At 61.4% G+C, this 12,721-nt stretch carries 12 protein-coding genes; 8 read left to right on the plus strand and 4 right to left on the minus strand.

Annotated elements, in window-relative coordinates; genetic code table 11:
• The first annotated feature begins 159 nt into the window (after positions 1-159).
• The 3 genes from GST84_03430 to GST84_03440 all read left to right on the plus strand — a co-directional run bounded on the left by GST84_03430 (position 160) and on the right by GST84_03440 (position 4,095).
• Positions 160-561 carry a hypothetical protein gene (locus tag GST84_03430; protein XGB11457.1) on the plus strand — a complete coding sequence of 134 codons (402 nt, stop codon included), beginning with the start codon at positions 160-162 and terminating at the stop codon, positions 559-561.
• Positions 562-865: 304 nt separating this feature from the next.
• The gene (gene ettA / locus GST84_03435) at positions 866-2,533 is read left to right on the plus strand and encodes an energy-dependent translational throttle protein EttA (protein ID XGB11458.1); all 1,668 of its coding nucleotides are present in this window, start codon (positions 866-868) and stop codon (positions 2,531-2,533) included.
• Positions 2,534-2,754: 221 nt separating this feature from the next.
• Positions 2,755-4,095 (plus strand): NADP-specific glutamate dehydrogenase, encoded by a 1,341-nt coding sequence (locus GST84_03440; GenBank protein XGB11459.1) that lies wholly within the window; start codon positions 2,755-2,757, stop codon positions 4,093-4,095.
• A gap of 32 nt (positions 4,096-4,127) precedes the next feature.
• Here GST84_03440 and GST84_03445 read toward each other — a convergent pair whose 3' ends face one another.
• The 4 genes from GST84_03445 to GST84_03460 all read right to left on the minus strand — a co-directional run bounded on the left by GST84_03445 (position 4,128) and on the right by GST84_03460 (position 7,678).
• A complete protein-coding gene (locus GST84_03445) occupies positions 4,128-4,625 on the minus strand; it encodes a transcription elongation factor GreAB (protein XGB11460.1) in 498 nt (165 codons plus the stop codon).
• Positions 4,626-4,692: 67 nt separating this feature from the next.
• Entirely contained in the window at positions 4,693-5,049 is a 357-nt protein-coding gene (locus tag GST84_03450; GenBank protein XGB15701.1) for a lipoprotein, read from the minus strand.
• 215 nt (positions 5,050-5,264) lie between these two features.
• Positions 5,265-7,118 carry a DUF4105 domain-containing protein gene (locus tag GST84_03455; protein XGB11461.1) on the minus strand — a complete coding sequence of 618 codons (1,854 nt, stop codon included), beginning with the start codon at positions 7,116-7,118 and terminating at the stop codon, positions 5,265-5,267.
• 71 nt (positions 7,119-7,189) lie between these two features.
• Complete coding sequence (locus GST84_03460; GenBank protein XGB11462.1) at positions 7,190-7,678, minus strand: DUF3015 domain-containing protein; 489 nt, start codon at positions 7,676-7,678, stop codon at positions 7,190-7,192.
• Between the two features lie 250 nt (positions 7,679-7,928).
• On the opposite strand from GST84_03460, the gene GST84_03465 reads away from it, so the two are divergent.
• The 5 genes from GST84_03465 to GST84_03485 all read left to right on the plus strand — a co-directional run bounded on the left by GST84_03465 (position 7,929) and on the right by GST84_03485 (position 12,684).
• Entirely contained in the window at positions 7,929-10,367 is a 2,439-nt protein-coding gene (locus GST84_03465) for an AAA family ATPase (protein ID XGB11463.1), read from the plus strand.
• Between the two features lie 162 nt (positions 10,368-10,529).
• A complete protein-coding gene (locus GST84_03470; GenBank protein ID XGB11464.1) occupies positions 10,530-10,868 on the plus strand; it encodes a hypothetical protein in 339 nt (112 codons plus the stop codon).
• Positions 10,869-10,969: 101 nt separating this feature from the next.
• Complete coding sequence (locus GST84_03475; GenBank protein ID XGB11465.1) at positions 10,970-11,458, plus strand: TIGR00645 family protein; 489 nt, start codon at positions 10,970-10,972, stop codon at positions 11,456-11,458.
• Between the two features lie 217 nt (positions 11,459-11,675).
• Positions 11,676-11,981, plus strand: a complete 306-nt coding sequence (locus tag GST84_03480; GenBank protein ID XGB11466.1) for a cation transporter — start codon at positions 11,676-11,678, stop codon at positions 11,979-11,981.
• Between the two features lie 85 nt (positions 11,982-12,066).
• Positions 12,067-12,684 (plus strand): FKBP-type peptidyl-prolyl cis-trans isomerase, encoded by a 618-nt coding sequence (locus GST84_03485; protein XGB11467.1) that lies wholly within the window; start codon positions 12,067-12,069, stop codon positions 12,682-12,684.
• The last annotated feature ends 37 nt before the right edge of the window (positions 12,685-12,721 follow it).

The following is a 12,721-nucleotide window of genomic DNA, read 5'->3' on the forward strand; positions in this document are numbered from 1 at the left end:
TATAAGGCCGGATACCCGAAACCGGCTAGCATGCCTCGGATTATGGCAAAGTGCCAGCCGTGTTGACCGGTGGTGGCTGCCCGGTGGTTCGGCAAGCCCCTGCAACCTGTGCGAGAATAGCGCCCGCTTCACATGACAACGCATCGGAGATGTTCGGTTTTGGTTACTCACTTTTCCTCCAATGGCCTCGATTCCGCCTGCGGGCGCAGCAGTCAGACCCTTGTCAGCACTGCCGTGACCGAGGACGTATCCTGCAAGTCTTGCCAGCGTTCGCTGGGCAAACCCGAGGCGGCCGCTGCCGCCAAAAGCAAGGCCCCGTCGCTGGCTGAACTGCGCAAGACTGCCAAGGTGGCAGTAGAGCCACCAACGCCGACAGTGACTGCGGCCAAGCCGGCAGCCAAGGTGGTCAGCACAGCGCCTGCCAAACCGGCCAAGGTGGCCGAGCAGCAACCTGCCCGCAGCGGCGGCTTCAGCGTGAAGTCCGCCTGGGCCGCGCGCCTGGCCGAGCGGGGCGACCGTTGCCGGTTGCCGCGGGGCAAGGTCAAGCAGCGTCACGTCTGAGCCTCTTCTGCTGCTGTGCCGCCCCTTTCGCGGGCTCGCCCGCTCCCACAGGAATCGCGGATTCTTCAGACTCTGTGGTGACGCTGTGGGAGCGGGCGTGCCCGCGAAGAGGCCGGCACAGGCAATGAATTCATCCCAGTGACCGCACTGATCACACCCCACCATCGGCCCCTCCTATGCAACGCCGCGCGTTGGCGTAGAATGGTCGACTTTGTTCAATGACACCCCGTAAACACATCCCCCTGGCCACTGCGTGCCGGGGCGATCGGCGATGTCTTTACCTATCTGATTAGAGGGCTTGGTTTTGGCTCAATACGTCTACACCATGCATCGGCTGAGCAAGGTCGTGCCGCCGAAGCGGGAAATTCTCAAGAACATTTCCCTGTCGTTCTTCCCAGGCGCCAAAATTGGCGTACTTGGCCTGAACGGCGCCGGTAAATCGACCCTGCTGCGGATCATGGCGGGCGTCGACAAGGAATTCGACGGCGAAGCCCGTCCGATGCCCGACATCAACGTGGGTTACCTGCCACAGGAACCGCAACTGGACCCAACCAAGACCGTACGTGAAGTGGTCGAGGAAGCGGTCAGCGTGATCAAGGACGCCCAGGCCCGCCTGGACGAGGTCTACGCGGCCTACGCCGAGCCGGATGCCGACTTCGACAAGCTGGCCGCCGAGCAGGCCAAGCTGGAAGCCATCCTGCAGGCCGCTGATGGCCACAACCTGGAGCGCCAGCTGGACGTCGCTGCCGACGCCCTGCGCCTGCCTGCCTGGGATGCGCGCATCGAACACCTGTCCGGTGGTGAAAAGCGCCGTGTGGCTCTGTGTCGCCTGCTGCTGTCGGCCCCTGACATGCTGCTGCTCGACGAACCGACCAACCACCTGGACGCCGACTCGGTGGCCTGGTTGGAGCGCTTCCTGCACGACTTCCCGGGCACCGTGGTAGCCATTACCCACGACCGTTACTTCCTCGACAACGTCGCCGGCTGGATCCTGGAGCTGGACCGCGGCGCCGGCATCCCGTACGAAGGCAACTACTCGGGCTGGCTGGAAGCCAAGTCGGAGCGTCTGGCGCAGGAGTCCAAGCAGCAGAGCGCCCACGAGAAGGCCATGAAAGAGGAACTGGAGTGGGTGCGCAAAGGCGCCAAAGCCCGCCAGTCCAAGTCCAAGGCCCGTCTGCAGCGCTTTGAAGAAATGCAGTCGCAGGAATTCCAGAAGCGCAGCGAAACCAACGAAATCTACATCCCGGCCGGTCCGCGCCTGGGTGACAAGGTTATCGAGTTCAAGAACGTCACCAAGGGCTACGGTGACCGTGTGCTGATCGACAACCTGTCGTTCGCCATGCCCAAAGGTGCCATCGTTGGTGTGATCGGTGGTAACGGTGCCGGTAAGTCGACCCTGTTCCGCATGCTGATGGGCAAGGAGCAGCCGGACTCGGGCAGCATCGAGATCGGTGAAACCGTGCAGTTGGCCTGTGTGGACCAGAGCCGCGAGGACCTGGACGGCGCCAAGACCGTGTTCCAGCAGATCTCCGACGGTTCCGACCAGATCCGCATCGGCAACTACGAGATCCCTTCGCGTACCTACGTTGGCCGCTTCAACTTCAAAGGTGGCGATCAGCAGAAGTTCGTCAAGGACCTGTCCGGTGGTGAGCGTGGCCGCCTGCACCTGGCCCTGACCCTGAAGGAAGGCGGTAACGTTCTGCTGCTCGACGAACCGTCCAACGACCTTGACGTCGAAACCCTGCGTTCGCTGGAAGAAGCCCTGCTGGACTTCCCGGGCGCCGCGATCGTGATTTCCCACGACCGTTGGTTCCTGGACCGCGTGGCTACCCACATCCTGGCGTACGAAGACGACTCGAACGTGGTCTTCTTCGAGGGTAACTACACCGAGTACGAAGCCGACCGCAAGAAGCGTCTGGGTGATGCTGCTGCCCAGCCGCACCGTGTACGGCACAAGAAGCTGGCCCAGTAAGCCGGTTTTCTGATGCACAAAAATGGGGCTCAAAGGAGCCCCATTTTTGTGCTTGATGGAAAGCTGAAAACAAGGAATCGGGAGCGTGTTTTGTATACACTTACATAAAACGCACCAAATAATTTCATAAAAACGACATTTCGCCCTGTTCCGGTGCGATTGCTTCTTGGTACATTCCTGAAAAAACCAATAAGTCCAATCCTCTTGGTGAGATGTCTACCATGATCGAATCTGTCGACAATTTTCTTGCACGCCTAAAGCAGCGTGACCCTGGCCAACCAGAATTCCACCAGGCCGTAGAAGAGGTGCTTCGCACCCTGTGGCCATTCCTTGAAGCCAACCCCCGCTACCTGCAGTCCGGTATCCTCGAGCGCATGGTCGAGCCTGAGCGCGCCTTGCTGTTCCGCGTATCCTGGGTCGATGACCAGGGCAAGGTGCAGGTCAACCGCGGTTATCGCATTCAGATGAGCAGTGCCATTGGCCCGTACAAGGGCGGCCTGCGCTTCCACCCGTCGGTGAACCTCAGCGTGCTGAAGTTCCTGGCCTTCGAGCAGGTGTTCAAGAACTCGCTGACTTCGTTGCCCATGGGCGGCGGCAAGGGCGGCGCGGACTTTGACCCCAAAGGCAAGAGCGACGCCGAAGTGATGCGCTTCTGCCAGGCGTTCATGAGCGAGCTGTATCGTCACATCGGCGCCGACTGCGACGTACCGGCCGGTGACATCGGCGTGGGTGCCCGCGAAATCGGCTTCATGTTCGGCCAGTACAAGCGCCTGGCCAACCAGTTCACCTCGGTGCTGACCGGCAAGGGCATGACCTATGGCGGCAGCCTGATCCGCCCGGAAGCCACCGGCTATGGCTGCGTTTACTTCGCCGAAGAAATGCTCAAGCGTCAGGACAAGCGTATCGACGGCCGCCGCGTGGCGGTGTCCGGTTCGGGCAACGTCGCCCAATATGCTGCGCGCAAGGTCATGGACCTGGGCGGCAAGGTGATCTCGCTGTCTGACTCTGAAGGAACCTTGTATGCCGAGGCCGGCCTGACCGATGCCCAGTGGGACGCCTTGATGGAGCTGAAAAACGTCAAGCGTGGCCGTATCAGCGAGCTGGCCGGGCAGTTCGGCCTGGAGTTCCGCAAGGGCCAGACCCCGTGGAGCCTGCCGTGCGACATCGCCCTGCCATGCGCCACGCAGAACGAGCTGGGCGCCGAAGATGCCCGCACCTTGCTGCGTAACGGCTGCATCTGTGTGGCCGAAGGCGCCAACATGCCGACTACCCTCGAGGCTGTGGACATCTTCCTGGACGCCGGCATTCTGTATGCCCCGGGCAAGGCCTCCAATGCCGGCGGCGTAGCTGTGTCGGGCCTGGAAATGTCGCAGAACGCCATGCGCCTGCTGTGGACTGCCGGTGAAGTGGACAGCAAGCTGCACAGCATCATGCAGTCGATTCACCATGCATGCGTGCACTACGGTGAAGAGGCTGATGGCCGTATCAACTACGTCAAAGGGGCGAACATCGCGGGCTTCGTGAAAGTGGCCGATGCGATGCTGGCGCAAGGCGTGGTCTGACCTGAAGTTCTTGGGGCCGCTGTGCGGCCCCCTCAGGGCTCACCCTCGATCTCGAGCACTTCAATTACTTGCTCGCCCATCGGCCGACGCCATACCACCTCATCTCCAGGCCCCGCGCCCAGCAAGGCACGCCCCAATGGCGAGCCCCAGTTGATCAAGCCCCGCCCGGCATCTGCTTCATCCTCGCCCACCAGCCGTACAACATGCTCCTGGTCCTGCGCATCGACAAATCGCACCCGGCTACCAATCTGCGCCTTGCTGCGAGAAGTGGCCGCCGGCACCACCTGTGCGCTCTGCACCCGTGCGTTGAAGTAACGCAGGTCGCGTTCGGTATCGGCCAGCTGCTGCTTGTCGCCACGCTCACCCTGAGCCTGCAGTTCGCTGCGCAAGGTATTCAGCTCGGCCAAGTGGGCTTGCAGCTGGCGCAGGCCGCTGGCGGTGACGTAGTTGGGTTGTTCGCTGATGCGCCGCTCAACCGGTTGGTCGGCCTGGGCGGCGGCTTGGTCTTCGTTGACGAATGCTCGGCTCATGCAAGGCCTCCTTGTGCTTGAGACCATCATGGCAGGCCGCCGGTTTAAAGGAATGTCCGTTTGCGACTCAGTTGTGGCGATAGGCCTTGGCAGCGCCTCGGTCCTTTTCCTGTTCCCACTCGCGGTCGCGCTGGTCCCAGAAACGCTCGTGGTATTGGCGCTGTTCTTCGCTGTTCTGCATGGCATGACACTGGCGGAAGCCATCGTCCCAGCCGGTTTCGTACTGACGCTCGTGCAGGTAGCGGGGTACGTTTTTGCGGAAGTTGCCCACCATCAGCCCGGCCGCCTGGCGGCCACTGCTGCAGCCGTCCTGGAAGCCATCCGCATAGGCGGGAGGGTAACCGTGGTTGACCATCTGCTCGTGGGTGGTTTCGCAACCTGACAGCAACAACGCAATGCACACGCCGAACCAGTACCGCGACATAGCCACAAAGCCCTCCAGTTGATGGTGGAAAGTCTAGGTGGCGATTTGTCGGGTAGATGTCAAAACAGTGTCAAAGAGTTGGTTCAGTCACACTGCTTTGCCAGCCTAACAGACCAATTCGCGGGCAAGCCCGCGCCCACAGGGACTTCACAGGCCTCGAATCGTGTGGAGACCCTGTGGGAGCGGGCGTGCCCGCGAAAGGCCGCAAAGCAGCCTCAGTAGTGATACCACTTCAGCTCGAGCATCACCTCGTTCTGTGCCGTGGCCAGGTGGCTGAACTCACGCGAAGCGCTCAACCGAAGCCCAAGGTTCTGGCTGATTTCCCACTGCTGGTTCAGGCTTAAACTGCGCCGCACCTCGCCGTTGGTGAAGTAATCGCCCTTGGCCTCCAGCGTCATGTTGCCCAACCCATTGCGCCACAGCAGGCCGCCATTGAAGCCAGCCGCCGGGGCAATGAATTGTGCGAAGTCGTTGTGATGCTCGACCCGCACCGTGCCCAAGGCAAACCCCAGCAAACCGTCGGCCAGCTGCCAGGTGCCGCCAGCGCCACCATTCACATGGCTCACCAGCACTTCGTCATCATGCTTGCCCGGCACCCGCTCCAGCCCGCCAGCCACTTGCCATGACCAAGGCTTGAGCAGCTCGTTACGGGGTGTCAATGAACGGATGGTGGCCAGGTCCAGGCGCTGCACCTGCCAATCGTTGCCTTCATACTGGCGCAGCTTCAATTGCAGGATTTCGATCTGTGCGCCCAGCGGGAAGCCATAGGCGTTGTCATTCAGGTCGTGGTAGGCCATGCGCAAGCCATATTCGGCGTAGGCGCGGTCTTCGCGGGTACCCACGCCCAACTGCCAGGTGCGCGAGTCATGGCCATCTTCGGGCAGGCCGGGGCGTTCGATTTGCAGGGGGCGCGGCGGGTTGCTGTTGATCGCCCGCAGCAACTCGAAGCTGCGTTTGGCCTGCCCTGGGTCGCGTTCCTGGCCATTGGCCCGATAGCGCTCAAGACGATACGCGGCATCTTGCACCAACGCTTGGCGTTCGCGAGGCAAGGCCTGGAATTCAGGGCTTTGCAATTGCGCAGTGTCGGCGCTTACAGCCAGCACCTGGCGCTTTTCGTTGTGGTCGAGTGGCTCGGCCCTGGCCAGCAATTCACGCTCACGAGAGGGGCGGTAAGTTTCGCTGGCGACCAGGCCGGACTGCTTCACGGCTTTTACCGTGTCGGTGGGAATGGCGGTCAGCGGGAACTGAGACGTCAGGTCCAGGCTCGGCCGGGCCACTTGCAGCAGCTCCAGCAGGCGATAGGAGCAATTCTCGTCGAAGAAGAAGTAATCGAACTGGATCTGCTTCAGCTCCCACACATGCTCGACCATACGTCCGGTTTCTTCGGGGGTCAGGTCTAGCTGGTATTCCCACAGGTCGCGGTTTTCCAGGCTGCGGTATTCGGACAGTTTTTCCTGGTAGGGCATCAGCGCGAACAGCCCCGGGTAGCCACCCATCAGGCCTTTCCAGGCGTACAGGATGCTGTTGTCGCTGCCTTCGATATAGGCACCGAAGTTGATGGCGTAGCTCAGCAGCGTGGTGTCGTCGCTGCGGGTGTTGGACTGGTCGATGCGCAGCAGGGTGTGACCGAACATCGACGACGGGCTGTTCAGGTAGGCTGCCGGGAAGATCAACGCGGCGCTGTGCGGGTCGATCGACTGGTACCAGGTCTTGAATTCCTGGCAGTCCGGTTGTGGCAAGTCTTGCAGGTCTAGCTGTTCACGAAGCCAGCGGGTGCGCGCGGGGAATACGCACTGGGCGTGCTTGTCACCGAGACTGGCCGGGGCATACAGCGCATCGACCGTAGCCTTGAGTTCCTGGTCCGGATGGTGCGCGCCATCTTCGGCGAGGAAGAACGCATCATCATCCACATAGCTGCGCCAGCCGCCTAGCTTGGCGGTTTCATAATGACCAATGGCGAGCCAGTAAGGGGTATTGGCCAATTGCTGGAGACGGCCTGGATCCAGCACAGGGGCGGCATGAACAGGGGCGCAGGCACACAGCGCCAGGCAAGCAAAGCGTTTGAGCATATCGGGCAACTACTTCTTGACGATGCCGAAAAAGGCGAAACCCGCCCCGGGTGGGGCGGGAGCAGCTGTGCTTAGGCCTCGGTAGCGTATTTGGCCAGGCGTGGGTCGCTCTTCAGAACGGCCAGGGTGTTGCTGTGGACAGTTTCGGCAGTGACGTCGGCGCTGCTGAAGATCTGGTTGAAGTGCTGGTGGGTGACCGAGTTGAAGTAGCTGCGGTCTTCCGGTGCTACGCCGAGAACGACGGCATAGGTGGTCAGAGCTTCGCCCTGGCCCATGGCCATGTCTTCGGACAGCTCGTTCATCATGCCGTTCATGGCGAACCAGGACTTGCCGCCGTAGGTCAGCGAAGCCCTGGTCGAGCAGCCGTTGGTGCCGGAGGTCATGCCAAAGGTGGCGTTACCGGAGGTGCCGTTGGTGGTAGAAGCCAGGAAGTGTGCCGGCGTGCCGCGCTGGCCTTCGAACAGCATGTTGCCCCAGCCGCAGTTCGGGCCGCCTGGCGCTTCGGCCATGGCGTTCAGCGAGACCACGGTGAACAGAGTACCCAGAAGAATCCGTTTCATAGCATTTGTTCTCTTTGTCTTAACCAAGGGTCAGGGTTTCTGGCAACTCGGTTGCCAGGTCGGGAAAGCTTTTCACCCACCCGCGCAGCTTGGAGTTTAGGCACGATCTAAAGGTTGCGTTGTTGATTGCGAAAAATTTGCTGTCACATGACTGCACCGGCTGCGACATAAAGTCCCGTGGAGCCTTGCAAGGCGCGCGCGGGCAGCGCCAGAATGCTGCGTATCTGCCCCGCCGAAGTAAGGAAACCCAATGCCCGATCCTGTCGCTGCGCGCCTGCGTCTTGCGCCTGAAGCCCTGACCCGGCGTTTCTCACCCGAGCAGTTTGCCTTTACCCATACCGACGATCTGGAGCCGTTTCGCGGAGTCCTGGGCCAGGAACGTGCTGTCGAGGCCCTGCAGTTTGGCGTGGCCATGCCGCGCCCCGGTTACAATGTGTACGTAATGGGCGAGCCCGGCACCGGGCGCTTCTCGTTCGTCAAGCGCTACCTCAAGGCCGAGGGCAAGCGCCAGCAAACCCCGGCCGACTGGGTTTACGTCAACCACTTCGACGACACCCGTGAACCACGTGCACTGGAGCTGCCGTCCGGAAGCGCCGCCGAGTTCATCAGCGACATGGGCGGATTGATCGACAACCTGCTGTCGACGTTCCCGGCGGTGTTCGAACACCCGTCCTACCAGCAGAAGAAGGGCGCCATCGACCGCGCTTTCAACCAGCGCTATGACCGCGCGCTGGATGTGATCGAGCGCGCGTCGCTGGAAAAGGACGTGGCCTTGTACCGCGATGCCAGCAACGTCGCCTTCACGCCGATGGCCGATGGCAAGGCGCTGGATGAAGCGGAATTTGCCCAATTGCCGGAAGAGGTGCGCGAGCAGTTCCACGAGGACATTGCCCTGCTTGAGGAGCGCCTTAACGAAGAACTGGCCAGCCTGCCGCAATGGAAGCGCGAATCGAACAACCAGCTGCGTCAGCTCAACGAAGAAACCATCACCTTGGCGCTGCAGCCGTTGCTGGCGCCGCTTTCGGAAAAGTACGCCGAAAACGCGGCGGTTTGCGCCTACCTGCAATCGGTGCAGTTGAACCTGTTGCGTACCTTGGTCGAGCAACTGGTCGATGACAGCAAGTCCGACGCCGTGGCCCGCAAGCTGCTCGAAGAGCAGTACGCGCCTAGCCTGGTGGTGGGCCACCACGCTGACGGTGGCGCGCCGGTGGTGTTCGAGCCGCACCCGACCTACGACAACTTGTTTGGCCGTATCGAATACAGCACCGACCAAGGTGCGCTGTATACCTCCTATCGCCAACTGCGCCCAGGCGCGCTGCACCGCGCCAACGGCGGCTTCCTGATTCTGGAAGCCGAGAAGATGCTGGGCGAGCCGTTCGTATGGGATGCGCTCAAGCGAGCGTTGCAGTCGCGCAAGCTGAAGATGGAGTCGCCAATCGGTGAGCTGGGCCGTGTTGCCTCCGTCAGCCTGCAGCCGCAGGTGATTCCGCTGAACGTCAAGTTGGTGATCATCGGCTCGCGCCAGCTGTACTACGCACTGCAGGACCACGACCCGGACTTCCAGGAGATGTTCCGCGTGCTGGTGGACTTCGATGAAGACATGCCGATGGTCGACGAGAACCTGGAGCAGTTCGCCCAACTGTTGCGCACCCGCACCAACGAAGAGGGCATGGCGCCGCTGACTAGCGACGCGGTGGCGCGTCTGGCCACCTACAGTGCTCGTCTGGCCGAGAACCAGTCGCGCCTGTCGGCGCGTATCGGTGACCTGTTCCAGCTGGTCAGCGAGGCTGATTTCATTCGCCAGCTGGCCAGTGACGAAATGACCGATGCGGGCCACATCGAGCGGGCGCTCAAGGCCAAGGCCACCCGTACCGGGCGTGTGTCGCAACGGGTGCTGGACGACATGCTTGCCGGCATCATCCTGATCGACACAGAAGGCGCGGCCATCGGCAAGTGCAACGGGCTGACCGTGCTGGAAGTGGGCGACTCGGCGTTCGGCATGCCAGCGCGTATTTCGGCCACCGTGTACCCGGGCGGCAGCGGTATTGTCGATATCGAGCGTGAGGTCAACCTTGGCCAGCCGATCCACTCCAAAGGGGTGATGATCCTCACCGGTTACCTGGGCAGCCGCTATGCCCAGGAATTCCCGTTGGCGATCTCCGCGAGCATCGCCCTGGAGCAGTCCTATGGCTACGTGGACGGCGACAGCGCCTCGCTGGGCGAAGCCTGCACGCTGATCTCGGCCTTGTCGCGCACGCCGCTCAAGCAGTGCTTCGCAATCACAGGTTCCATCAACCAGTTCGGTGAAGTACAGGCGGTGGGAGGGGTCAACGAGAAGATCGAGGGCTTCTTCCGCCTCTGCGAGGCGCGTGGCCTGACCGGCGAGCAGGGGGTGATCATTCCGCGTGCCAACGTTGCCACCTTGATGCTTGACGAGCGCGTGTTGCAGGCGGTGGAGAACGGCATGTTCCACGTCTACGCGGTCAGTCAGGCGGATGAGGCGCTGAGCCTGCTGGTGGGCGAGGAGGCCGGGGTACTCGACGACAAGGGGCTGTTCACCGAGGGCAGCGTCAATGCCCGTGTGGTGGAGCGCCTGCGGGAAATTGCCGAGATGATCAGCGAGGAAGACATCGAGAAGGCAGAAAAGGAACGCCTTGAAGACGTGATTGCCCAAGCCAAACCGGCCTGAGTCAACAAACTGGCGCTGGCGGCGATGTGCTACCGTTCAGCGCCAGTTTTCCATCTTTCTGAACTGTTCTTCTATGCTGGAACTTAAGGACGGTACAGCGTTCAGGATGGAAACAGCCTGAGGGTTTCGGGCTGAACAAGGCTCATTGGAGGGGACGCGGCCATGCGCAACCTCAGCCTCACACGCCAGTGCCTGGGCCTGGTGACTCGTATCGAATGCAGCATTCGTCCACTGGCCGGGGATAACGGCATGTGGACCCTGCTGTTCGCCGCCGGCATGGCCGGTGAACAACCCTCCGCGATCAAGGCACAGGGGCCGTTTCATGGGCCGCTGGTGGCTGAGTCGGTGCTCAATGCCATTGTCGACAGCCTGACCCTGCATGGTTATCAGGTGGCGGAAGACCCGCAGATCTGGTGTCTGCATTTGCAGGCGCAGTTGCGGCGGATCAATGGTGAGCGGTGTCGCAACCTGGGGGATTACCAGTTTCATCCTGAGAACTGAAGAATGCCGGGGCTGCGGAGCAGCCCCCGGGCTTTTGCTGTAACAGGTGGCTGGCTATACTCGCCGTCGCTTTTTTAGTCACCTGATGAGTCCTGAACTTCATGGAACGTATCCTCGAAAACGCGATGTATGCCTCGCGCTGGCTGCTCGCACCGATCTACTTCGGCTTGTCCCTCGGCCTGTTGGCCCTGGCGCTGAAATTTTTCCAGGAAGTGGTCCACGTCCTGCCCAATGTCTTTGCGTTGAGCGAAGCTGACCTGATCCTGGTGATCCTTTCACTGATCGACATGTCGCTTGTCGGTGGCTTGCTGGTGATGGTGATGATTTCCGGCTACGAGAACTTCGTTTCGCAACTGGACATCGATGAAAGCAAGGAAAAGCTCAACTGGTTGGGCAAGATGGACTCCTCGTCGCTGAAGATGAAGGTTGCCGCGTCGATCGTGGCGATTTCGTCCATTCACCTGCTGCGGGTGTTCATGGATGCGCAGAACATCTCCACCGATTACCTGATGTGGTACGTGATCATCCACATGACCTTCGTGGTCTCGGCGTTTTGCATGGGCTACCTGGACAAGCTGACCAAGCACTGAGTCCCGCCAGGCCTCACTGCAACTCCCGTGGGAGCGGGCATGCCCGCGAACACCGGCAAAGCCGGTGGCAGCCACCGCGTGGCCTGCTTCGCGGGCACGCCCGCTCCCACAGAGATCTAGGCTCAACTGACGAGTGGCGTCAGTCATGCCTTGCGCATTCTCCCTTCCTGTACAAAAAATGAGCTCTCATGCGTGGTTCCCATCGCGAGGTGCTCTCATGAACCTGCATCAGCTCAATACCGAGGCCAGGGCTGGCCATGTCGACGAACTGAACCTGATCGCCATCGAAGGCGGTGACTACCTGCTCGAGGCCCGGGTCAAAGGCCATCCTCACCCCCTGTCCGATACCCGCGGTGAGCGCTTGCGTGTGCACTCGGTGGAAGATGCGCGCAAGTTGCTGCAAACCATCCCCATGGTTTCGATGAACCTGGTGCACTGGTCGGTGCAGGATGAAATGTGCGGTATGGGTACGCACCCGGAAGAAGACCTGAAGTTGCCGATTTCCCAGCGTTCGGCCTGGTAGCTGCTCACAACGCCTCAGTGTGCTAGGCTGCTCGCCCTTTTTATCAAGGGCGCGGCTGCACTGCGCCCTGCAGTGGAGCACGACAATGTCCGAACTCAACCTGTCTACCGATGAAACTCGCGTCAGCTACGGTATCGGCCGTCAGCTGGGCGGCCAGCTGCGCGACAACCCGCCACCGGGCGTCAGCCTGGAAGCCATCCTGGCCGGCCTGACCGATGCCTTCAACGGTGCCGACAGCCGCGTCAGCGAAGCCGACCTGTCGGCCAGCTTCAAGGTCATCCGCGAGGTGATGCAAGCCGAAGCTGCAGCCAAGGCCGAAGCCGCCGCTGCTGCTGGCAAGGAATTCCTGGTCGAGAACGCCAAGCGTGAAGGCATCACCACACTGGCTTCGGGCCTGCAGTTCGAAGTGCTGACCGCTGGTGAAGGCGCCAAGCCGACCCGCGAAGACAACGTGCGTACCCACTACCACGGCACCCTGATCGACGGCACCGTGTTCGACAGCTCCTACGAGCGTGGCCAGCCGGCTGAGTTCCCGGTAGGCGGCGTGATCGCTGGCTGGACCGAAGCCCTGCAACTGATGAACGCTGGCAGCAAATGGCGCCTGTACGTGCCAAGCGAGCTGGCTTACGGCGCCCAAGGCGTTGGCAGCATCCCGCCGCACAGCGTACTGGTGTTCGACGTCGAACTGCTCGACGTTCTGTAAGGTCGTTGGGGCCGCTTTGCGGCCCATTCGCGAGTAA

This window comes from Pseudomonas putida (genome assembly GCA_041879295.1).
Taxonomy (GTDB): Bacteria; Pseudomonadota; Gammaproteobacteria; order Pseudomonadales; family Pseudomonadaceae; genus Aquipseudomonas; species Aquipseudomonas putida_Y.